Consider the following 21595-nt stretch of genomic DNA (forward strand, 5'->3'; position numbering starts at 1 on the left):
TATTCCTCGTGCGTCCGGCGGTTAGTGATGGCAGCGTGAATCAGTTTCACTGCACGACGAATTCGGTGAACAGCACGTCCTGGACATGGATCGGCGCCGCGCCCTTGTCGGTCGGCTCTTCGATCAGCGTCCGGAGTTCGGCGGCCAGCGCGCGTTTGCCTTCCAGCGGCGCGAGTTCTTCCGGGTGTTTGTTCGACAGGGCGAGGAGGATGCGGCTGCGTACTTCCGGCATATGCTCGGTGAGTTCCTGCTGGGTTTTCGGGTCGTTGAGCTTGAGGGTCAGGCCGATACGCAGGAAGTGTTGCTGGCCGTCGTCCGATTGCAGGTTGACGGTCATCGATTCGAGCGGGAAGAACAGCGGCGCGGCGAGCGGCGGCGGAGCGCTGGCGGTTTCCGCCGACACCGGGGTCGGCGCGCGTTTGGACATGAAGAACCACACACCCGCGCCGGCAGCGCCCGCGGCGATGATCGCGATGAGGACGATCAGGATGATGCGCTTCAAGGGGCCCGGGGAAGCGGGCACGGCTTGCTGGTTTGCGGTCGTGGTTGCCATGAGGTTTGCTTTGCTTGCCTTTATTGCTGATGAGGGTGATTGTTGTTGATTTGCCTGCGGCGCGATGGGTCGAAAAGAAGGGGTATTGAGGGCTATCTCTGGTTTTTGCCTGGTCGGCGGTTTTCTTGTTGATCTGGTTTTGGGCGTTGCCTTGCTGTTGTTGTGGTCTGTTCTGGTGTTGGTTCTTTGGCCTTTCCTTGCTTTGTTAGTGGTCTATTAGCGTTGCCCCTGTGCGGGGCGGCACCTACTTTTCTTTGCCTGCCGCAAAGAAAAGTAGGCAAAAGAAAGCGGCTCAAACCGCTAATTCTTAAGCGGGTCCCCCGCACAGTGGCGGTAGTGGCGCATCTGGAATCTGTCGCCTCGCACACTCCGCCTCAGTGACAAGGCAGTCATACCTCCGGCGGCGCTGCGCGCGCCGATACCCCGTTCATATCGCCACCCCGCTACGGCTTCCACCCTCGATCCGCCCGCTGCGGTTTCGCGCCTCGATTCGCCCGCTGCGGTTTCACGCCTCGATTTATGCAGATACTGACTCGTCGGCAGCATCGCTGTCACCAGGCCTCGGCCTCCCGCTGCCGTTTGCCTCGGTTCCCTGCTCGCCGCTGCCCCGCTGCTGCAAGCTCAGCCGCAACAGCGATCTCAATCGCGCCGCGAAAGCGAAAACAAGAGCAACGCACCGACATTTCCGAAGTGGGGTTGGCCAATCAGAGCGGGGGCATTTCGCCGAGGCGAAGCCGAGGGCACCCGCTGCGCGAAGCGAAGCTGCTGGTTTCCCAGGCAGACCCATCCGCGACGCACGCAGTGCGGAGTGGGAGCTGATGAGCGCCTTGTCGCTGACGCGGAGTGCGCGGGAACACGGATTCCAGATGCACCACTACCCTCTCCAAGCCAGGGGACCCGCTTAAGAATTAGCGGTGTGAGCCGCTTTCTTTTGCCTACTTTTCTTTGCGGCCGGCAAAGAAAAGTAGGTGCCGCCCCGCACAGGGGCAACGCTAATAGACCACTAACAATTCAAGGAAAGGCCAAAAAGACCAAAAGACCAACACCAGAACAGACCACGAAAACAGCAAACCGCCGACCAGGCCAAAAACACAAAATCAAGCAAACGTATCAACCAACCCAACACTCCGCCGAACGGCAACATCAGCCACTACAGAATCAGAATCACCCGCGGCCCCGCCGCCAAAAGACCCGGCAGCCCCGCTGCCACTCCCACCAGAACGCCCAGACCCAGCACTCTGCTGCCCGCCCTGCCGAGCAAACCCATCGCTGACACTAGCGCTCCCCAACCCAATCCCATTCGATTCCATCGCCTCGCGAAGCTTCGGCAAGGCGGCCTCGACAGCTTCCCGCACCTGCTGGTGCTGCGAAACAAACAACGCATGTGCATGGTTATCGGCAACCTGCAACACAACCTGCAGCGGCCCCAGATCCTTCGGATTCAAAGTCAGCTCGGCGCTCTGCGAATGGGCATTCGACAAAAACACCACCTTCTGACTCAACGCGTCTTCCCAATCCGTCGTGCCCACCTGCGGCGACAACGCATTCGCCACTTCCGCCGCACCGGCGTTCCCCGTCGTCTGCACAGCCGTGGTCGTGCTCGCGGCCCCCGCCGCAGCCTGGCCGGCCGCCAGCGCCGCCGTCGCGGCATCGGCCGCACTCTTGAAGGAGGCCAGATCGTCAGTCTGCGCACCACCGGCAGCAGTCGCGCCCAGTGCGTCGGCTGCCGCCTTCGCCGCCGCCGATGGATCGGCCACGGTCGTAGCCGCGGTCGTCGATGTGGTCTTGCCGGCGCCCGATCCCTTGCCGTTGCCGAATAAACCAGCCGCCAAGGTCTTGCCGTCCGCCGATTCGGTCAGTCCGTTGCTCGCGCCAGCACCCAAACTGCCCGCCGGCGTTGCGTTCGCCGCCGCGCCGCTGGCAAGCGCCTGCGCCGGGACCACCGCCTGGCCGCTCGCCAGCGCGGCCAGCGCTGCCTGCAGGGCGTCCTGCGCGGACTTGGAATCGGTCGCGGAAGTCTTTTTGCCGGTGGCGCCATCCGTCGTGGGGTCCGTGCCAGCCTGCGTGGTCGCGGCGTCAGTCAGCGCGGCGGCAGGGTCGGTGCTCGCCGGATCGGCGGCGTTGTTCGCGTTGGCCTGCGCTTGCGCTTGTGCCTGCGCGGCTGCGGCGGCCGCTGCCGTACCCGCGTCGGTCTGCGTGGTGGTGTTGGTGGACTTCGAAGGTGTCGCGTTGTTCGTGCCGTTCGAGGCCTGCTGCGAGCCGGACGACGAAGCCGACGACGAGCTGGATGCAGACCCATTCGCCGAGCTGCCGTTGCTCGTGTTGCTGCTCGCGGCATTCTGGTTCTGCGTCGACGGATCGGACGGCGGCGGCGCGTCATGCACGCTCGACGAAGAGGCCGAAGAGGACGAAGAGGCCGAAGACGACGAGGAAGCAGACGAAGAAGATGAAGAGGACGGCGGAGCCGGCGGCTTGCTCGCGCTCTGCACCGCCGTGTTGTTCTGCAGGTTGATGCTCTGCTGCAGGGTCTGCGAGAACGGTGTGGCGTTCGCCGCCGCAGCCATGGCCGCAGTGGTGGACGTGCTGCTGGCGGAGCCGAGCAGTGAGCCGATCTGTGAAAGAAGCGACATAGGGAATCCTGTCAATCCGTCAAACGGGGTGTTCGGTCAGCGAGGCGGCGCCCGGGCGCGTCAAACGCCCTCGGCGCGCATCCTCAGAATGCGGGCGGCATGTTCGTCGGCATCGCGCTGATCGCGCCGCGCCGTGACTTTTGCTTCGGCAGCCTCGCCGCGCGCCTGCAGCACTTCGTACGAACCAAGCTTCTGCTTCTGGCGTTGCCAGTCGGGCTTGGCCGCCTCCACGCGCGCATTGGCGGTCACCAGCAGGTTGCGCTGCTGTTCGATGGCGGCGTCGAGCGTGTCGATGAACGCCTGGAAATTGCGCATGTTGCCGGCCGGCATGCCGGTCTGAGCGGTTGCCGTGAAGCGCGCGTGATATTCGTCGCGGTACTGCACCAGCGCATCAAGTTGCGATTGCACGTCGTTGCGCTCGCGCTGTGCGCGGCCCAGACGTTGCGCGGCCGCGTCCACATCGTCCTGAGCGAGGCCGATAAGTGTCTTGATCGGAAAATGTTTCGCCATCGTCAGCCTCCTTGGGCAAACAGAGCGTCCAGCATCTCGAGACTCGGTTCAAAGTTCGCGCATTCGCGGAAACCTTGCTGCAAAAAAGCTTCCATCCGCGGGTACAACGCAATCGCACGGTCGAGCAGCGCGTCGCGCCCGCTCGAATAGGCGCCGACGTTGATCAGATCGCGGTTGCGCTGGTAGCGCGACAGCATCTGCTTGAACATACGCGTTTTCTCAAGATGGTTATCGTCGATCAGCGCGGTCATTGCCCGGCTAATCGATGCTTCGATGTCAATCGCCGGATAGTGGCCGGCCTCGGCGAGCGAGCGAGACAGCACGATGTGGCCGTCCAGAATCGCGCGCGCGGAGTCGGCGATCGGGTCCTGCTGGTCGTCGCCTTCGGTCAGCACGGTGTAGAACGCGGTGATCGATCCGCCGCCCGCCGGGCCGTTGCCGGTACGTTCGACGAGCGCCGGCAGCTTGGCGAACACCGAAGGCGGATAGCCCTTGGTGGCAGGCGGCTCGCCCACGGCGAGCGCGATCTCGCGCTGCGCCATCGCATAGCGGGTCAACGAATCCATCAGCAGCAGCACGTGCTTGCCCTGATCGCGGAAATACTCGGCGAGCGAGGTCGAGTACGACGCGGCCTGCATCCGCAAGAGCGGCGAGACGTCGGCCGGCGCGGCGATGACGACCGAGCGCGCGAGGCCTTCCTCGCCGAGAATCTGTTCGATGAATTCCTTCACTTCACGGCCGCGTTCGCCGATCAGGCCGATCACGATCACCTCGGCGCTGGTGTAGCGCGCCATCGTGCCGAGCAGCACCGATTTACCGACACCCGAACCGGCGAACAGGCCCATGCGCTGGCCGCGGCCCACGGTCAGCAGCGCGTTGATCGCGCGCACGCCGACGTCGAGCACCTTGTGAATCGGCTCGCGGTTCAGCGGGTTGATGACCGGCGCCGACAGCGGCGCATCGGCATGCGCGCCGAGCGGGCCGAGCCCGTCGAGCGGGCGGCCGGACGCGTCCAGCACGCGGCCAAGCAGTTCCCAGCCGACCGGCAGGCGCTTGGCGCCCGCCATTGGATCGGCGATCGGCGCGCTTTCGAGCGGGTACACGCGCGCGCCGGGCAAGAGGCCGATCACCTCGGTGGTCGGCATCAGAAACAGTTTGTCGCCGGAGAAGCCAACCACTTCGGCTTCGGCCATCGGCAGCGAACTGCCGCGCGGCAGTTCGATCATCACTTCAGCGCCCACCGACAGCCGCAAGCCGACGGCTTCGAGCACCAGGCCGGCTGCGCGGGTCAAACGTCCGCAGGCCCGCATCGGTTTGGCGATTGCGTTGCGCTCGCGCAGGGCGTCGAGACGACCACGCCAGGCTTGCATGTGCGGGTTGCTCTCGAGTGCGGGATCGTATGGGGCAGGCTGGGGTGAAGCGGAACTCGAAGAAGTTGTGTCTGAAGCGGCCTCCGCGGCAGCGGATTCGCGGCTCGGCGGCGTACCCGCCTCCAGCCGCGCCGCGCCCGGATGACCGTGGCCAGGCTCGCGCAAGGCCGCTTCAATAGCCGCGACGGCGGCCGCGGCGGGCGTCAGCGCAGCCGGTGCATCCGCCAACGCCTCGGCGCCGAACGACGCCAGCGCCAGTTCGCGTTCGAGCGGCGTCAGATCGCTGGCGCGGATTTCTTCGAGCGTCGGCTTCACCATGTGCTCACCTTGCCGAGGGCGGCGGCGACGCGCTCCCAGCGTGTATCGATGCCGGCATCCACTTCACCGGTGCCGGCCTGGGCGCGGCAGCCACCGCGCTCGACCGCCGGATCGGTCCGCACGGTCCAGCCGCGCGTTTGCAGTTCTTCCATCAGATAGGCCTCGACGACCGGCAGGTCGGCGGGGCTGACGATCAGCGCAGGCGCGCCGACCAGCGCCGGTTCGCTGGCCAGCACCTCGCGGGCGGCGGCAATCAGCGCAGTGGGATCGTGCTGCACGTGCTGGCGCACCACCTGCTGGGCGATGTCCAGCGCCAACGCGACCAGGGTCTCCGAAATTGCGCCTTGCGCACCGTCGAGCGCTGCCTTGAAGGTCTCGGCCAGCGCGGCCAGACGCGCCGCTTCTTCGCGCGCTTCGCTCTGGCCCTGCTCGAAACCTTGCGCATGCCCCTGCTCGTAGCCGGCCTGATAACCGAGCGCCTGCCCGGCCACGTGACCGGTTGCGATGCCCTGCGCATGGGCGGCGTCGCGCACACGCTCGAGTTCGGCTTCGAACGCGCCGTCGTCGACTTCGGGCTCGGGCGGCGCCGGCGGCACCGGGTCGAACGAAGCCATCTCCCAGCGCTGGTAGGCCGAGAGGCTTTCCTTCGCCGCGGAGTTCTGATCAGACATACGCATCTTCCGCCTTGCCGCCTAGCGCGATCTGGCCGCTTTCCGCCAGATTGCGCACGATTTGCAGGATACGGCGCTGCTGCGTCTCGACTTCGGACACGCGCACCGGGCCGCGCGAATCGAGGTCTTCGGCGAGCAGTTCGGCAGCACGTTGCGACATGTTCGACAGGAACTTCTGGCGCAACGCGGGCGGCGCGCCCTTCAGCGAGATGATCAACGCCTCGGACTCGACTTCCTTCAGCAGCAACTGGATCGCACGATCCTCGAGATCGAGCAGGTTCTCGAACACGAACATCTGATCGATGATCTTCTGCGCGAGTTCCGCGTCGTACTGGCGAACGTTCTCGATAACGCCTTCTTCATGGTTGCTCGACATGAAGTTGAGAATTTCGGCCGCCGTGCGGATGCCGCCCATCGGGCTGCGCTTCAGGTTGTCGCTGCCGGACAGCAGGCCCGTCAGCACGTCGTCGAGTTCGCGCAGTGCGGCCGGCTGGATGCCGTCCAGCGTGGCGATCCGCAGCAGCACGTCGTTACGCAGACGCTCGGTAAAGCAGGCGACGATTTCCGAAGCCTGATCGCGGTCCAGGTGAACCAGAATGGTCGCGATGATCTGCGGGTGTTCGTTCTTGATGAGCTCGGCCACCGCCGCCGAGTCCATCCACTTGAGGCCTTCGATCCCGCTGGTATCGCTGCCCTGCAAAATCCGGTCGATGATCGCGCCGGCCTTGTCGTCGCCGAGCGCCTTGGTCAGCACCGAACGGATGTAGTCGCTCGAATCGAGCGAGAGGGCGGTGTGCTTCTCGGCTTCGCGCACGAACTCCTGCAGGACTTCGTCGATCTGCTCGCGCGTGATGTTCTTCAGCGCGGCCATCGCCACGCCGATCTTCTGAACCTCGCGCGGTCCGAGAAACTTGAATACCTGCGCGGCTTCTTCCTCACCGATCGACATCAGCAGGAGCGCGCTCTTCATTACGCCTTCAGCGCTCATCGGACACCCAATTTTTCACGACGGTTGCGACGATCTTCGGATCCTGGCGGGCAATGTTGCGCGCGAATTCCAGGTTCCGTTCGTATTTGTGCTTCGAGTTTTCCAGCGCGAGCAATTCGTTGTCGCTTTCGAGTTCGGCGACGCTGGCTGTAGCCGCGCGCTCGGCGGCGGGAATGCCGTCCAGCAGGATCGGTTCGTCCGGCGAAGGCAGCGCCGCGGCGGCGACCGGCTCCGGCGGCGGGAAAGCGCGGCGCAGCGCCGGCTTCACCATTACGAAGTACAGGAACAGGGCGACCGCGCCAATGCCGAGGTAGGTTGCGAGCTGCTTGGCGAGCGCGATCATGTCCGGCGTGCGCCACCACGGCAGGTCGGCATTCGGATCGATATCGGCGGTGAACGGGCTGTTGACCACGTTGACCGAGTCGCCGCGCGCGGCGTCGAAGCCCATCGCGTCCTTCACCAGTTGATTGACTTGCGCGAGCTTGTCGGCGGTGACCGGCTGCATGGTCGCGTGACCCTTGGCGTCGACCACTCGCAGGTAGTTGACCACCACCGCCACCGAAAGGCGCTTGATGCCGCCCATCGGCTGCTCCAGGTGCTGCACGGTCTTGTTGAGTTCGTAGTTGGTGGTCGAATCCTTGCGATCGCTGACCGGCGTGGTGGTCACGCCGCTCGCACCGTTACCGGCGACGATCGGCGCCGAGGCCGGTTGCGGCGGCTGGTTCGACAACGCGCCCGGCACGCCGGAGGCCGCGGCCTGGGACATTTCGGTGGCGGTGCTGGTTTGCTGGCTGCGGATTGCCGCCTGCTGCGGACTGCCGTTCGGGCCGTAGTTTTCCGAGGTCTGTTCGCTGCGCGAGAAGTCGATGTCGGCGCTGACCTGCGAGTGCGCGTTGCCCGAACCGAATAACGGCGCGAGGATCGCGTCGATACGTTGCTGGGTGCTGCGCTCGATCTGCTGGCGGTACTTGAGTTGCGAGGCGTCCAGCCCGCTGCCGGTGGACGGCTGCGTCAGCAGGTTGCCGTCCTGGTCGAGGATGGTCACGCCCTTCACCGGCATATCCGGCACTGCCGATGACACCATGTGGGTGATCGCCAGCACCTGGCCTTCGTCGAGCGCGCGGCCCGGGTACAGGTTGACCAGCACGGAGGCCGACGGCGCTTCCTTGTCGCGCACGAACACCGAAGGCTTCGGAATGGCCAGATGCACGCGCGCCGACTTCACCGATGAAATCGACTCGATCGTGCGTTCGAGTTCACCCTCCAGCGCGCGCTGGTAATTGATCTGCTCGGCGAACTGGCTGATGCCGAACTTCTGGTTGTCCATCAATTCGAAGCCGACCGAGCCGCTCTTGGGCAAGCCTTGCGCCGCCAGACGCAGACGCATTTCGTGCACCTGCTCGGACGGCACGAGGATCGCGCCACCGGCATCGGTGAACTTGTAGGGGATGTTGGCCGCCTGCAGCGCGGTGATGATGGCGCCGCCGTCACGGTCCGACAGGTTGCTGTAGAGCACCTTGTAGTCCGGCGCGCGCGACCACAGGAACAGGCCCGCGACGATGGCGACCAGCAACGCGACCGCGAAAATCAGCGGTGCGCGCGGGTTGCCGCGCATTTGCGCGAGACCCGACAGACGTTGGCCAAAATTGCCGCCCAGGTTGCTCCCCAGTCCGCCCAGGTCCGCGGCGGCGCCTGCCTGGCCGGTGCCGGCAGCGCTGGCGCCCGGCTGCGCGCCGGCGAGGCCCATACGGGCGTCGGGGTTGATCAAAGAGTTGGCTGACGAATCCATGCGTCGGGTATCTCCGGGATGCCTTTGCGTTCTGCCGCCTGAGCGCACCGAGGGTCGGCGGGCGTACGGACAGAGACTTTCACGATTGAAATTATCCGCAGCGCCGCTCAACCCGATTGCTTGAATAGAGCCGGGTTTCCCCCCTAGTTTCGGGGCTTTCCCTGAGGACCCGCTGCTATGCTTTCGTCCAGATCGGTACGGTTTCCGGCATGCCGGTCGTCATTCCCTGGAGAGAACATGACTTTGCCCGTAAACGCGCTCACGTCGGCACTGCAACAGATGCAGTCGATGGCGGCGCAAGCGACCGGCGGCAGCAGCCCGGCGGCCGATCAGTCCGGCGCGGCAACGGCCGGCGGGTTCGCCTCGGCGCTCAAGGCGTCGTTGGACAAGATCAGCGGCGATCAGACCAAGGCGATCGGCGAATCGCAGGCGTTCGAACTCGGCGCGTCCAACGTCTCGCTGAACGACGTGATGGTCGACATGCAGAAGGCCAACGTCGGCTTCCAGTTCGGGCTGCAGGTGCGCAACAAACTGGTGTCGGCTTACAACGACATCATGCAGATGTCGGTGTGAGTGCGACTCGGGCGGCAGGGCTGTTCCGCCCGCCCGAATGCCTGTGCTCCGGATGCAACACCGTGCGCTTGCACGGCAGGACGGTCGGCCCGGCGCGCCCGCGAGGCGCTTCATGGCAGGCGAACTTGCCGCGTTCAGCGCGATGTCGCCGCGATCGGCCCCTTAATCCTCCTTACACCGGCCTAAAGCTTTCCCGTTGCCTATCCGATAACCAGCTATAGGCAGAAATCTTGGGTGCGCAGCGCACCCGGACGGGGTGCCACGACCAACCGCAGTGCAAGAGAGGAGGAGCGCCGATGTTTTCCCCAGGACACTCTGGAGCCAATGCGTATGCACGCGTCGGCGTCGAGACAGGGGTGATGGGCGCGAGTCCGCATCGTCTGATCGTGATGTTGTATCAGGGCGCCCGGCAGGCGATCGCGCAAGCGCGCATGCATGTGCAGCAAGGCAATGTGCCGGCTCGTGGTGAGGCGATCGGCAAGGCGATTCAGATCGTCGAAAGCGGGCTGCAACTATCGCTGAACCTCGAGGTGGGCGGCGAGATTGCAGAGCGGTTGGACGCGCTATATACCTATATGTCGCGCCGGTTGCTCGAAGCCAATATAAAACAGAGCGAGGCGATGCTGGTCGAGGTCGATGGCCTGCTGGCGACACTCGAAGAGGCATGGATCGGGATCGCCCCGGAGATCGCGCGGATGGCAGCCCAGCCGGCCGCGGAAAGCATGAGATGACATCGAACGCAGAATATTTCGCCCGCTACGAGGCGATTGCAGCGATTTCCCGCCGCATGCTGACAGCCGCCCGGCGGGCCCTGTGGAGCGATCTGGCCCATTTGCAGGAGGAATACCGGAATCTGGTGGACGCATTGAAAGACGCGGAAACCGGCGTCAGGCTGGACGATGCGGAGCGTCTGCGCAAGTACACGCTGATCCGGCAGATTCTGGCCGACGACGCGGCGATCCGGGATCTGGCGAATCCGCGCATGGCCAATCTGTCGGCGTTGTTCGCCGGACGGCCGACTCGCGTGCTCAAGGAATTGTACGGGGCGCGCTGAGTGCGCCCGCGGGCAACACGCTGCCTCAGTCTGTCCGACTATATTTGAGCGTGCCGCTGCCAATGTGACCAAGGAATCGGTATGAACGGAATCGACACGGTCGTCAGTTCGCTGCTCGCGAACCGGGTCGACAGTCTGCTCAATCTTGCGCCGGGCAGCGCGACGGCCTCGCAGACTGGCGCTGCGGGCGTCGATACCGAAGTTCTCAACACCACCCCTGTCGCGCCTCCCGCAGCCCCGCCGGCTTCCGCCCAGACCGCGCTGTCCGCCGTCGCGCTGACGCTCAATGCGATCGTGAACTCTGGCGGCGAGGCGACGCCGGCCGTGCTCGGCCAGGCGCCGATCTGGCCGGCCGCGCCGGCGCTCGATATCGAGGCTGGTGGCTTGCCGCTCTTCGATACGGCTGCCCCATCCGCTGCTCCCTCCGCGAATCCGAATACCGCCGGCACCGCGGCCACCGCCAATGTCGCGGCGGCCCAGGTGCCGGTCGCCGCGCTCGCCGCCGCGCTCGAACAGACGGTCGGTGAAAGCGGCCTGTTTTACGAATCCCATCTCGCACAATGGCTGGCCGGTCAAAGCACGCCGGCCGCGCTGGCCGGCGAGGCGCAGAACAAGCTGGTGGCCGCCGCCGCGCAACTGCCGCTCAACTGGGCGAGCGACGCCGAGCAGGCTCCGTCTGCCAATGCGGCAGCCCGGCAGGGCGCGGGCGGTACGCCCAACGGCCCGGCCAACGGCGCGCCGGACGGCAACGCGGCAGGCCGGATGCCGTCGATCCAGACCGCGCAGGCCGCGCGTTTCGTAGCGGGCGAGGTGCTGGCGAGTTCGCTGTCCGACCTGAACGGCCAGCCGGCGCATGCGAGCTTACGCGGTGCCGCGACGCCGCTGGACGACGGCGGGTCGTCGCAAAACACACAATCGATGGCAGCCGCGGTTCATCCCGCGACCGTGCCGCTGGTGCGCCAGCAACTCGATCTGCTCGCTACCGGGCAATTCCGCTGGACCGGCGAAGCATGGCCGGGCGCCAAGCTCGACTGGACCATCGAGCAGGAAGGCGATGAATGGGATCGCAGCGGCGGCGGCACGGCGAGCGAGGACGATCAACCGTGGCGCACGCGGCTGACGCTGTCGCTGCCGACACTCGGCATCGTCGACGCGGACCTGACGCTGACGGGCTCACGGCTGGTCGCGCGCGTGCAGGCGAGTCCGGTTGGCGCGGCGCGCTTGTCCGTGCAGGGTGAGGATTTTCGTCAACGGCTCGCGGCGGCAGGCATCGAATTGCACGGGCTGACGATTCGCGAGATTGGCGGCGGCATGCCGGCTACCGCGGCGGGCGCCGCGGTAGCCGGACAGGCGGCGGCGTCCGCGTATGCGCGCTCGGCCTCGGCGGCATCTGCTGCCTCGGCGGCTGACAAAGCGTCGGCGGGGCATCGCGCGGGGCGGGCTGACCGCTCGTCCGCGCCGCTCGACGATTTCGATTGGGATATGTGATGAGCCGCAAACATCGCCGCAGCGCGGCCGCGCTCGTCTACGACGCACAAGGCAACGATCCCGCGCCGCGCGTCGTCGCCAAAGGCTACGGCATGCTGGCCGAGATGATCGTGCAGCGCGCCAAGGAGGCCGGTCTGTATGTGCACGAGTCACCGGAAATGGTCTCGTTGCTGATGCAGGTCGATCTCGATACGCGGATTCCGCCGCAGCTCTATCAGGCGGTGGCGGAGTTGCTCGCCTGGCTGCATCGGCTGGAAAGCGGTGCGGAGAATGAACCCGAAGGCGGAGCCGCTGCCGTGCATGACGTGACCGATGTGGTGGCGACGGACATAGCGGACGTTTCTGGCGGAGCGTCCAGGCGCTGAGGCGGAGGTGGGGCTGGCGGGCCCGACCGCCTATCGCCCGTCGCCCGGACAGCCGACCCCGGCCGCCCGTCGCCCGGATAGCCGGCCCCGGCCGCCCGTCGCCCGGACAGCCGTCCCCGGCCGCCCGTCGCATCAAAACCGCAGCATCAACTTCAGCAGCGCGTTCACCCGCTTGCCGTACGGCGGCGAGATCCAGCCGCGCGCATTCAGGCGCGCTTGCGTCAGCACCGGCTTCATCTTCGAGAAGTTCACGAAGCCTTCGTAGCCGTGATACGCCCCCATTCCGCTTGCACCGACGCCGCCGAACGGCAGGCTTTCGCACGCCAGATGCATCAGCGTTTCGTTGATCGCCATGCCGCCCGCGATGGTGTCGCGTGTGACGCGTTCGATCGTCGCGCTGTCGTCGGCGTAGAGATACAGCGCGAGCGGACGCGGACGCGCGTTGATCCACGCGATCGCGTCGTCGAGTGTGTCGTAGGGGACGATCGGCAGCAGCGGGCCGAAGATTTCCTCCTGCATCAACGCGCTCTCTTCCGGGGCATTCGTGACGGCGATCAGTGGGAAGCGGCGGCTTGCCTCGTCCGGCGTGCTGTCGGTGAGCGTGTGCAGCTGCGCGCCGGCGGCCTGTGCTTCGTCGGCAAGGCGCTGCAAGCGCGCAAAGTGCCGCTCCGAAATGATCGATGTGTAATCGAGGTTGTGCGCAAAATCGGGGTACACCTTCGCCATTCGCGCGCGCGCCCGTTCAATGAACGCCTGCTCCTTGCCACGGGGCACCAGCACGTAGTCCGGCGCGACGCAGGTCTGGCCCGCGTTGAGCGTTTTGCCGGCGATGAGGTTGTCCACCGCGTTGTCGAAGCGCGCGTGCTGACCGATGATGGCCGGCGATTTGCCGCCGAGTTCGAGCGTGACCGGTGTCAGATGTTCGGCGGCGGCGCGCATCACTTCATGGCCGATTTTGGTCGAACCGGTGAACAGCAGGTGGTCGAACGGTTGCGAGCTGAACGCGGCGGCGAATGCGGCGTCGCCATTCACCACGGCGACGTGTTCGCGAGCGAAGGTCTGGCCGATCAGTTGCTCGAACAGCGCCGAGGTGCGTGGCGTCAATTCGGACATCTTGATGATGGCGCGATTGCCGGCCGTCAGTGCGCTGATCAGCGGACCGGCGGCGAGCAGCACCGGATAGTTCCACGGCACGATGATGCCGATCACGCCGAGCGGCTGCGGCACGACTTTCGCGCGCGCCGGCATCAGCCATTTGCTGGTGCTGCGGCGCTGCGCTTTCATCCAGCGTTTGCCGTGTTTGAGCGCGGCGTCGATCTCCTCTTTCACCAGCAGGAATTCCGCGAGCAGCACTTCCTGTTTCGCGCGATTGCCGAAGTCGGCGCTCATCGCGTCGGCGAGTGCATCGCGATTGTCGAGCATGACTTTGCGCAGCGCTTTCAGATGTCCCGCACGGGTTTCCCACGACGGATACGGCGCGCGCAAATACGCATGGCGTTGATCGCGTAGCAGCGCTTCGAGCGCGGCGACTTCGGGTAAATCGTTCTTCATGGATGTCCACTCCCTGATGGATAACGGTGCGCGTTGAGTCGCGCTTATTGATATGTTGTCGGTTTGGTGCCGGGCGGTCCGCTTCGCTTCAGGCGGGAAATGCCCTTTCGATGATTGCCGCATGGTCGAACGTCACCGGCAGCGTGCCGTACACACGGCCGCTCTCGCCGCAGCCGTCGCCGAGACGTGTTGCGATGAAGGCCTCGGCGACTTCCGGCGGCGCATGCTTGAGCAGCAAGGTGGCTTGCGCGATCAGCACGATCTGCTGCGCGATCCGTCGCGCGGATCCTTCGCGATGTTCGGCGGGGCCGCTGAGCGTGGTCGCGAGCTTGCCGAGTGCGGCGCTCAAAGCGGGGTGCCCGTGCGCATCCGCTTGCCAGGCGGCGAACAGGGCTTGCGCCGCGTCGGGCTCGCGCTCCATGGCGCGCAGCACGTCGAGACACATCACGTTGCCCGAGCCTTCCCAGATCGAATTCACCGGGGCTTCACGATAGAAGCGCGCCATCGGGCCGGTTTCGACGTAGCCGTTGCCGCCCCATACTTCCATCGCCTCGCCGGTGAATTCCAGCGCGCGCTTGCAGACCCAGTACTTCGCGGCCGGCGTGACGATCCGGCGCCATGCGCGCTCGGCGGGCGCGGCCGCCGAAGCATCCGCCGACGCTTCGAAAGCGCGCGCGAGCCGCATGAACAGGATCGTCGCGGCTTCCGATTCCAAGGCAAGGTCGGCGAGCACGTTACGCATCAGCGGCTGATCGGCCAGATGCCGGCCGAAGGCGCTGCGATGCCGCGCATGGTGAATCGCCTGCACCAGCGCCGCGCGCATCAAGGCCGCGCTGCCGATCACGCAATCGAGCCGCGTGTAGTTCGCCATTTCGATGATGGTCGGCACGCCGCGGCCCTCGTCGCCGATCATGACGCCGAACGCATCGAAGAATTCGACCTCGCTGCTGGCATTCGAACGGTTACCGAGTTTGTCTTTCAGACGCTGGATCTGCACGGCGTTCTTGCTGCCGTCCGGTGCGAAGCGCGGCACGAAGAAGCAGGAGAGGCCTTCGTGGTCGTCGGTGCGGGCGAGCACCAGATGCGCGTCGCATTGCGGCGCGGAGAAAAACCATTTGTGGCCGACCAGGCGGTATTCCGCGCCACGGCCGCTGCCGCGCGTGGCGTACGCACGGGTCTGGTTGCTGCGCACGTCCGAGCCGCCCTGTTTTTCGGTCATCCCCATGCCGATCATCGCCGAATTTTTCTGCGTGAGCGGCACGTCGCGGGGATCGTGTTCGCGGGCGTAAAGCTTGTCGCGCAAGGTGTCGAACAACGCGGGTTCGCGTTGCAGAACGGGGATGCTGGCGAAGGTCATCGTCAGCGGGCAGAGCGAGCCTGATTCGAGTTGGGCATGCAGGAAGTAGCCTGCGCAGCGCGCAACCATTGCGCCGGCTTGCGGATCCGAAAACGGCAGCGCATGCAGGCCTTCACGACGCAACAGCGACAGCAGCGTATGCCACGAAGGATGAAACTCCAGTGCGTCAATGCGTTCGCCGCGTGGGCTGTGCGTGAAAAGCTCGGGTGTGTGGCGGTTCGCCAGTTCGGCGAGCGCGAGTGTCTCGGGTGTGGTGAGTGCCGCGCCGTGCCGCTGCAACGCCTCACGATGCCACGCGGCCCCGTCGCGGTCGAGGGCGGCGGACAACGCCACGTCGCTCGCAAACAGGTTGTAGTTCGCGAGCGGCGGCGCCTGATTCGTCACGTCGTGGGTGGGGCCGAAGCTATGCCGTTCCATCTGCTGTCTCCGTTCACCGGATGCGCGCCGTCGCTCTGCGACAGCGGGCTGTTTTATCGCGGCGTGTCGTGCCGCACGCTCAGAGGACGGCGCGCGGGGCGCCGTGTTTGAATGCCGTGCGCAGCGGCCTGGCGGGCGCATGCGCGTCTTTCATCATAGGGTCGCGGGCGTCTTTTCGTTTAGAGGGATCGCTCTGACAGGAACCCGCCGCCGCGCCCGAACGCTCCCTACAATGCCGATGAAACACACGTAGACAAGTGTGCACGAGACAGGAGCCGCCAGCAATGCGGTCCCAACAGGAGGCGCGGATGCAATACGACTACATCATCGTCGGTGCGGGCTCGGGCGGCTGTTCGCTCGCGAGCCGTCTGGCGGATAGCTGCCCGGACGCGACGATCGCCCTGATCGACGCCGGACCGCATACGGACCGCAATCTGTTCGTGAACATGCCGGTGGGCGTGGCGGTCGTCGTGCCGCACAAACTCAAGACCAACTACGGCTATCTGACGACGCCCCAGCCGGGGCTCGCCGGCCGCCAGGGCTATCAGCCGCGCGGGCGCGGTTTCGGTGGGTCGAGCGCGATCAACGCGATGATCTATACGCGCGGCCATCCGCTCGATTACGACGAATGGGCGCAACTCGGCTGCGAAGGCTGGTCGTGGGCCGAGGTGCTGCCGTATTTCCGCCGCGCCGAGGGCAACGAGCGTGGCGCCGATGCGTGGCACGGCGCCGACGGTCCGTTGACGGTGTCCGATCTGCGTTACCGCAATCCGTTTTCGAAGCGTTTCGTGCAGGCCGCGATGGAAGCCGGTTACAAGCCGAATAGCGACTTCAACGGCGCGGATCAGGAAGGGGTGGGCTTCTATCAGGTGACGCAGCGCGACGGACGACGCTGCAGCGTCGCGCGCGCCTATGTCTACGATCGCGAGCGTCCCAATCTCCATACCATCGCCGATGCGACGGTGCTGCGCGCGACCTTCGATCGCAAACGCGCAAGCGGCGTGGAAATCGTGCGCGGCGGCCGTACGGAAACCCTGGAAGCGCGAGCCGAAGTCGTGCTGGCGGCGGGGGCGTTCAATTCACCGCAATTGCTGATGTGCTCGGGGATCGGCCCGGCGGCGCATCTGCAATCGCTGGGCATACCCGTGCTGCATGACGCGCCCGAGGTCGGCCAGAATCTGATCGATCACGTCGACTTCACGATCAACAAACGGGTGTCGTCGATTGAGCCGACTGGCTTTTCGATTCGTGGCATCGCGCGGATGCTGCCGCAATTCGTGACCTTCATGCGGCATGGAACCGGCATGTTGTCGAGCAATGTCGCCGAAGCCGGCGGTTTCCTGAAGAGCCGTCCGACGCTCGATCGCCCGGATCTGCAACTGCATTTCTGCGCGGCGATTGTCGACGACCATAACCGCCATATGCACTGGGGCCACGGCTATTCGCTGCACGTGTGCGTGTTGCGGCCGCATAGCCGCGGCACGGTGACGCTCGCGAGCGCCGACGCGCGCACCGCGCCGGTGATCGACCCGCGGTTTTTCAGCGACTCCCGCGATCTCGATCTGCTGGTGGAAGGCGCGCAGATGGCGCGGCGCATTCTCGACGCGCCCTCGCTGGCGCTGCACGGCGGCAAGGAGCTCTACACGCATTCCGGCCAGAGCGAGGAGTCGTTGCGGCAGACCATCGCCGAACATGCCGACACGATCTATCACCCGGTAGCGACGTGCCGGATGGGCGGCGATGCGCGATCGGTGGTCGATCCGCAGTTGCGGGTGCGCGGCGTGACGGGACTGCGGATCGTCGATGCGTCCGTAATGCCGACGCTGATCGGCGGCAACACGAACTCGCCGACCGTGATGATCGGCGAGCGTGCGGCCGAACTGATCGCGGCGAGCCGGCGCGAGGGGCAAACGGCGCCCGCAATGGCATCGCCCGGCGTCGCAGGCGTGGCGGCTTGATGTCGCATCAATCGCCCTAATTTGGGTTGTAAATACAAGAATATTTAGGCGAACGTCGGCTAATTCGTCATAAATTGTGTCACTTCGTTTATGAGATTTCCCCAAACCTATAATCGCGCCGCGAAAAAGAGCGCGTCAGGTGATGCGTTCGGGAACTCAAGGAAGCGAAGCGATGAGTATCAATGTGATTCAGCTGATTCAGTCCGCATTGACGGACGGGGTCGTGCGACAGTTGGCGGCCCGCTTCGGGCTGCCACCGGATGCGACCCAGAAGGTGCTTGCGACAACCGGCCCTGCGCTGGTCGCCGGGCTGATGCAAAAGGGCGCGACGCTCGACGGCGCGCGTTCGCTGTTCGCAACGATCCTCTCGCCTGAGGTGAACGGCCACATCGCCGAGCAGTTGCCGCAATTGATCGGCAGCACCACCGGCGTGAGCCAGCTCGAAGGCGTGGGGCGCCAGTTGCTCGAGCGCGCGCTCGACCGCCGCGTCGATACGCTTAGCGATGAAGTGGCCGCTCAAACCGGCGTGCCCGCGCATGCAACGCATGCGATGACGGGTATCGTCGGCGCCACGCTGCTGGGTCTGCTGAAGCAGCATTTCCTCGAAGGTCAGGGCAACGTCGGCCAACTGCCGACCTTGCTGGGTCATCAACTGCCGGCCATTGCGCCGTACCTGAACGACCGTCTGATGACCGGCCTTGGCCTGAGCGGACTCGGCGCGTTCACCGGCAATATCCTGTCGCAGTTGAAAGCTGTCTCGTCGCATATCGATCATCCGACGCCTGCGGCCCGGCCGGTGGCTGAGGCCTTGCCGAACGTCCGCGTGCCGGCCGACGCCGTGGTGCGTGAAGAGCGCCGCTCGCACAAGGGGCTGTGGTGGCTGCTCGCGGCGATTGCCGCGGTACTGGCGTTCCTGTTCCTGCGCGGTTGCCACAATGAGCAACGCGACGGGCAACGAAGCGAACAAAGCAGCGAGCGCAGCGGCGAGCAAGCCGCTGCAACCGCGCAGCCCGCGCAGCCCGCGTCCGCACCGGTCGCAGCGTCGGCTGCGGCGGCTTCGGCTACTTCGGCGACTCAAGCCAGCGCCGCCAGCGAAGCGCAGCAACCCGCTGCCGCGCCGGCGCCGACCAGCGACAGCCAGCTCAGCTTCACAGTCGACGCTGCCGGCAAACCGACGCTTACCAGCACGGTCGGCAGCGAAGCCGAGAAGAACCAGCTGATCGAGGCGCTCACAAAGCGCTTCGGCACGGATGGTTTCGTCGCGAACATCACGGTCGATCAGGACACGAGGCCGGCCGACTGGCTCGCTCATCTGGACGGCTTGCTGCCGCTGATGGCATTGCCGGGCGCCGAGGTGAAAGTGGACGGTGCGCGCATCGAACTGAGCGGCAGCGCGGCAAATGCGAAGCTCGGCTGGCTCGACAAGCTGAAGTCGCTGTTTGGGGCGTCGTATCAGATCGGTTCGTTCAACGTCGAACAGGCCGTCGCCAACGCAACCGAGAACTTCCGCGGCGCGATCAAGAACCTGCTCACGCCGGATAGCTCGTGCGCGGCGGCGGACGTCGTCAAAGTGCTGAATCTGCAGGTGATCAATTTCGCGAGCGCCAGTGCCCGTGTGCCGGCCTCGGCGGTTGAAGATCTGAATCAGTCGGCGCAGGTGCTGAACGCCTGTGCGCGCAACGGCAAGACGGCCAGGCTCGAAGTGGCCGGCTATTCGGATAATGTCGGCGGCGCGCAAGCCAATCTGCAACTGTCGAAGAAGCGCGCCGAAGCAGTTCGCGCGTATCTCGTGAAGACCGGCGTGCCGGCGGATTCGCTGGTCGCGCAAGGTTACGGCGACGCGCATCCGGTTGCGAGCAACGACACGGCGAGCGGCCGTTTTGCCAACCGCCGCATCGAGTTTGTCGCGCGGCAGTAACGGCGTGTGACGGTGTTCGTTGAGCGTTCGCGATTAACGTTACCCGTTCCGGGTGAGCCGCTGAGGTGAACCTGAAAAACATGCCGCCCGCCTCGTGCCGGCGGCATGTTGTCGTCTGACCGGCTGCATGGGCGGCGGGCGCGTTTGCAGTGGCTACACGCGTGACGGCGGCGTCTGAACAGGCGCCGCGATGCCGCTCATGCCGATGCCCGGTCCCAGCATGAAATCGTCGCCGGCTTGGCCCGGCAGCGTCTCACGAGCCACGTCCAGCCAGGCGCGAGCCGCGTGCGACAGATAGCCGTTGCGGCGCCAGCCGATCGCCATTTCCCACGGAATTTCCGGTTCCACCACGGGCCGGCAAGTAAACTGCGCCGCGTCGAGGCGCCGGCAATACGGCGCTGGCAACAGCGCAATCCCGACGCCGGCCAGCACCAGCGCCGCCATGAAATCCCAGTGCCCGCTGCGCCCGACAATGGTCGGTGCAAAGCCGGCGCTGCGGCATGCATTCAGCACGACATCGTTGAGCGCGAGGCTCTCGCCGTAAAACACAAAGGGCTCGTTGGCGAGCGCGGCGAGCGGCACTTCGTGCAGGTCGTCCCAGCGCGAGCCGGTACGCGCGACCAGCCAGAGCAATTGCCGCGTCATCGGCAGCACTTCGATGTTTTCCGGGTCGACCGGTTGCAGCACGCCGCCTAATTCCAGCTCGCCGTGGATCAGCGCGGTTTCGATCGCGCGCGAACCCTGCTCGAACAGCTTCAGTTCGATTTTTGGGTAGCGCTGACGGAACGCGGCGATGGCCGGCGTGAACAGCGAGCCGCCCATCGGCGGAATGCCGATGGTCAACTCGCCACGGCCGAGCGTGTCGAGATCGTTCAGTTCGGCCTGCAACTGCGCGTGCGCCGCCAGCACGTCCTGACCGCGCTGATAGACGATCCGGCCGGCATCGGTCAGCACCATCTGCCGCCCGTCGCGCAACAGCAGCGGCGAGCCGATTTCGTCTTCCAGCGACTTGACCATTTTGCTGATGGTCGGCTGCGTGACGAACATCTGCTCGGCCGCGACGGTGAAGCTCTGTTGACGGACTACTTCGACGAAATACCGCAACGCACGTAGTTCCACGATCTCAAGCTCCAGAATTCCAATTTGGAATGAATTTCAGGATTGTAAGTCATTGTATTTATGTTGCGGAGCGGTCCATTCGGGGGTGTCCGGGGCTGCAGCCTTTCCAGGATGGGCTTCGCCACAAGCGGGCTACTATCGACGGTTTCTCTACCGTTCGGCCCGCAGCGCCCGCTTTGTCCATGACACCCATCTCGATCATCATTCCCTGCTACAACGGCGCAGCGACACTCGCCCGTGCACTCCGGAGTTGCCTCGCTCAGCCGGAAGCCGCGCAGATCATCGTGGTGGACGATGGCTCCGCGGATAGCTCCGCCGACCTGGCCGTGCGCTATGGGAATCTCGACCCTCGCGTGTGTCTATTGCGGATGCCGCACAACGGCGGCCCGGCCCGCGCGCGCAACTGGGGCGCGATGCATGCGGCTCACGGTCTGCTCGCTTTCCTCGATGCCGACGACGAATACCTGCCTGGCGCATTAGCCGCCGCGAGCGCGTTTCTCGCGCAGAACCCGCACGACGTCTCCGTGCGGCTCGACGTCGACTACACGGACTTTCCGGCCGAACTCACCGGCCATCCCGACTTCGCGATGCACGCTGCAACGCTTAGCAATACCGTGCCGAGCAGCCTGATCATCCGCCGCGCGGCGTACGCTGCACTCGGTGGCTTTCCGATGGATGACGCGTTTCGCCGCATCGGCGGCGAAGACGGCGCGTTTTCGTGGGCGTTGCGCGAGCTTTTCGGCAACCGGCGCTTGACCGATGCAAAGCGCGTGCGCATGCACTATCACGCCGGGATTCACGCCGAACGTTATTTCCGTGTCGCGCTGGGCATGCAGATTCCGGACCCAGCCGATGTGGCCGAAGCATTCCGGTTTTCGAGGCAGTTCGTCGAAACCGCCCGCGCGGGAATCGAACAATTGCGCACGGCCAGCGTCACCCCGAAGCCATCTTGATTTGCTACAATCG

The 21595-nt window shown here is 65.4% G+C and carries 18 protein-coding genes; 8 read left to right on the forward strand and 10 right to left on the reverse strand.

Annotation, left to right across the window (positions count from 1 at the left end; all coding sequences use genetic code 11):
* Positions 1 to 46 precede the first annotated feature (46 nt).
* The 7 genes from fliL to fliF all read right to left on the reverse strand — a co-directional run bounded on the left by fliL (position 47) and on the right by fliF (position 8829).
* Complete coding sequence (fliL, locus tag HWX91_RS06290; protein ID WP_028198524.1) at positions 47 to 553, reverse strand: flagellar basal body-associated protein FliL; 507 nt, start codon at positions 551 to 553, stop codon at positions 47 to 49.
* A gap of 1097 nt (positions 554 to 1650) precedes the next feature.
* The gene (locus HWX91_RS06295) at positions 1651 to 3183 is read right to left on the reverse strand and encodes a flagellar hook-length control protein FliK (protein ID WP_028198525.1); all 1533 of its coding nucleotides are present in this window, start codon (positions 3181 to 3183) and stop codon (positions 1651 to 1653) included.
* 60 nt (positions 3184 to 3243) lie between these two features.
* The gene (gene fliJ / locus HWX91_RS06300) at positions 3244 to 3693 is read right to left on the reverse strand and encodes a flagellar export protein FliJ (RefSeq protein WP_028198526.1); all 450 of its coding nucleotides are present in this window, start codon (positions 3691 to 3693) and stop codon (positions 3244 to 3246) included.
* A gap of 2 nt (positions 3694 to 3695) precedes the next feature.
* Positions 3696 to 5381: a flagellar protein export ATPase FliI gene (gene fliI / locus HWX91_RS06305; protein WP_028198527.1), complete on the reverse strand. Its 1686-nt coding sequence runs from the start codon at positions 5379 to 5381 to the stop codon at positions 3696 to 3698.
* Positions 5375 to 6058, reverse strand: a complete 684-nt coding sequence (gene fliH, locus HWX91_RS06310; protein WP_028198528.1) for a flagellar assembly protein FliH — start codon at positions 6056 to 6058, stop codon at positions 5375 to 5377. Before fliH ends, fliI begins: the two co-directional genes overlap by 7 nt.
* Positions 6045 to 7040 (reverse strand): flagellar motor switch protein FliG, encoded by a 996-nt coding sequence (gene fliG / locus HWX91_RS06315; protein ID WP_028198529.1) that lies wholly within the window; start codon positions 7038 to 7040, stop codon positions 6045 to 6047. Before fliG ends, fliH begins: the two co-directional genes overlap by 14 nt.
* The gene (fliF, locus tag HWX91_RS06320) at positions 7030 to 8829 is read right to left on the reverse strand and encodes a flagellar basal-body MS-ring/collar protein FliF (RefSeq protein ID WP_028198530.1); all 1800 of its coding nucleotides are present in this window, start codon (positions 8827 to 8829) and stop codon (positions 7030 to 7032) included. Before fliF ends, fliG begins: the two co-directional genes overlap by 11 nt.
* 237 nt (positions 8830 to 9066) lie before the next feature.
* Between fliF and fliE the strand changes: the two genes are divergently transcribed.
* The 5 genes from fliE (at position 9067) to HWX91_RS06345 (ending at position 12309) form a co-directional block, all read left to right on the forward strand.
* A complete protein-coding gene (fliE, locus tag HWX91_RS06325) occupies positions 9067 to 9402 on the forward strand; it encodes a flagellar hook-basal body complex protein FliE (protein ID WP_028198531.1) in 336 nt (111 codons plus the stop codon).
* 296 nt (positions 9403 to 9698) lie between these two features.
* Positions 9699 to 10133 (forward strand): flagellar export chaperone FliS, encoded by a 435-nt coding sequence (gene fliS / locus HWX91_RS06330; RefSeq protein WP_028198532.1) that lies wholly within the window; start codon positions 9699 to 9701, stop codon positions 10131 to 10133.
* Positions 10130 to 10456 (forward strand): flagellar protein FliT, encoded by a 327-nt coding sequence (locus tag HWX91_RS06335; RefSeq protein WP_028198533.1) that lies wholly within the window; start codon positions 10130 to 10132, stop codon positions 10454 to 10456. The genes fliS and HWX91_RS06335 overlap by 4 nt, the downstream gene beginning before the upstream one ends.
* A gap of 81 nt (positions 10457 to 10537) precedes the next feature.
* Positions 10538 to 11944, forward strand: a complete 1407-nt coding sequence (gene fliK, locus HWX91_RS06340) for a flagellar hook-length control protein FliK (RefSeq protein WP_028198534.1) — start codon at positions 10538 to 10540, stop codon at positions 11942 to 11944.
* Positions 11944 to 12309, forward strand: a complete 366-nt coding sequence (locus HWX91_RS06345; RefSeq protein WP_028198535.1) for an EscU/YscU/HrcU family type III secretion system export apparatus switch protein — start codon at positions 11944 to 11946, stop codon at positions 12307 to 12309. The genes fliK and HWX91_RS06345 overlap by 1 nt, the downstream gene beginning before the upstream one ends.
* Before the next feature lie 132 nt (positions 12310 to 12441).
* Here the strand turns inward: HWX91_RS06345 and HWX91_RS06350 are convergent, their stop codons facing one another.
* Entirely contained in the window at positions 12442 to 13860 is a 1419-nt protein-coding gene (locus tag HWX91_RS06350; RefSeq protein WP_028198536.1) for a coniferyl aldehyde dehydrogenase, read from the reverse strand.
* An 88-nt stretch (positions 13861 to 13948) separates the two neighbouring features.
* Entirely contained in the window at positions 13949 to 15634 is a 1686-nt protein-coding gene (locus tag HWX91_RS06355) for an isovaleryl-CoA dehydrogenase (protein ID WP_028198537.1), read from the reverse strand.
* A 308-nt stretch (positions 15635 to 15942) separates the two neighbouring features.
* On the opposite strand from HWX91_RS06355, the gene HWX91_RS06360 reads away from it, so the two are divergent.
* Together HWX91_RS06360 and HWX91_RS06365 are read left to right on the forward strand one after the other, a co-directional pair.
* Positions 15943 to 17592, forward strand: coding sequence for a GMC family oxidoreductase (locus HWX91_RS06360; RefSeq protein ID WP_028198538.1), 1650 nt, complete (start codon positions 15943 to 15945; stop codon positions 17590 to 17592).
* A gap of 172 nt (positions 17593 to 17764) precedes the next feature.
* On the forward strand, positions 17765 to 19510 hold the full coding sequence (locus HWX91_RS06365; RefSeq protein ID WP_028198539.1) for an OmpA family protein: 1746 nt from the start codon (positions 17765 to 17767) through the stop codon (positions 19508 to 19510).
* Positions 19511 to 19663: 153 nt separating this feature from the next.
* On the opposite strand, the gene HWX91_RS06370 is transcribed toward HWX91_RS06365, so the two are convergent.
* Positions 19664 to 20629, reverse strand: a complete 966-nt coding sequence (locus HWX91_RS06370) for a LysR family transcriptional regulator (protein ID WP_028198540.1) — start codon at positions 20627 to 20629, stop codon at positions 19664 to 19666.
* 182 nt (positions 20630 to 20811) lie between these two features.
* On the opposite strand from HWX91_RS06370, the gene HWX91_RS06375 reads away from it, so the two are divergent.
* Positions 20812 to 21582, forward strand: a complete 771-nt coding sequence (locus HWX91_RS06375) for a glycosyltransferase family 2 protein (protein WP_028198541.1) — start codon at positions 20812 to 20814, stop codon at positions 21580 to 21582.
* Positions 21583 to 21595 lie beyond the last annotated feature (13 nt).

This window comes from Paraburkholderia fungorum (genome assembly GCF_902833645.1).
In the GTDB taxonomy this organism is placed as follows: Bacteria; Pseudomonadota; Gammaproteobacteria; order Burkholderiales; family Burkholderiaceae; genus Paraburkholderia; species Paraburkholderia fungorum.

Bases quoted from the DNA above. Each gene is read 5' to 3' on its own strand.
- fliL (WP_028198524.1), bottom strand. From the start codon at position 553: ATGGCAACCACGACCGCAAACCAGCAAGCCGTGCCCGCTTCCCCGGGC.
- HWX91_RS06295 (WP_028198525.1), bottom strand. From the start codon at position 3,183: ATGTCGCTTCTTTCACAGATCGGCTCACTGCTCGGCTCCGCCAGCAGC.
- fliJ (WP_028198526.1), bottom strand. From the start codon at position 3,693: ATGGCGAAACATTTTCCGATCAAGACACTTATCGGCCTCGCTCAGGAC.
- fliI (WP_028198527.1), bottom strand. From the start codon at position 5,381: ATGGTGAAGCCGACGCTCGAAGAAATCCGCGCCAGCGATCTGACGCCG.
- fliH (WP_028198528.1), bottom strand. From the start codon at position 6,058: ATGCGTATGTCTGATCAGAACTCCGCGGCGAAGGAAAGCCTCTCGGCC.
- fliG (WP_028198529.1), bottom strand. From the start codon at position 7,040: ATGAGCGCTGAAGGCGTAATGAAGAGCGCGCTCCTGCTGATGTCGATC.
- fliF (WP_028198530.1), bottom strand. From the start codon at position 8,829: ATGGATTCGTCAGCCAACTCTTTGATCAACCCCGACGCCCGTATGGGC.
- fliE (WP_028198531.1), top strand. From the start codon at position 9,067: ATGACTTTGCCCGTAAACGCGCTCACGTCGGCACTGCAACAGATGCAG.
- fliS (WP_028198532.1), top strand. From the start codon at position 9,699: ATGTTTTCCCCAGGACACTCTGGAGCCAATGCGTATGCACGCGTCGGC.
- HWX91_RS06335 (WP_028198533.1), top strand. From the start codon at position 10,130: ATGACATCGAACGCAGAATATTTCGCCCGCTACGAGGCGATTGCAGCG.
- fliK (WP_028198534.1), top strand. From the start codon at position 10,538: ATGAACGGAATCGACACGGTCGTCAGTTCGCTGCTCGCGAACCGGGTC.
- HWX91_RS06345 (WP_028198535.1), top strand. From the start codon at position 11,944: ATGAGCCGCAAACATCGCCGCAGCGCGGCCGCGCTCGTCTACGACGCA.
- HWX91_RS06350 (WP_028198536.1), bottom strand. From the start codon at position 13,860: ATGAAGAACGATTTACCCGAAGTCGCCGCGCTCGAAGCGCTGCTACGC.
- HWX91_RS06355 (WP_028198537.1), bottom strand. From the start codon at position 15,634: ATGGAACGGCATAGCTTCGGCCCCACCCACGACGTGACGAATCAGGCG.
- HWX91_RS06360 (WP_028198538.1), top strand. From the start codon at position 15,943: ATGCAATACGACTACATCATCGTCGGTGCGGGCTCGGGCGGCTGTTCG.
- HWX91_RS06365 (WP_028198539.1), top strand. From the start codon at position 17,765: ATGAGTATCAATGTGATTCAGCTGATTCAGTCCGCATTGACGGACGGG.
- HWX91_RS06375 (WP_028198541.1), top strand. From the start codon at position 20,812: ATGACACCCATCTCGATCATCATTCCCTGCTACAACGGCGCAGCGACA.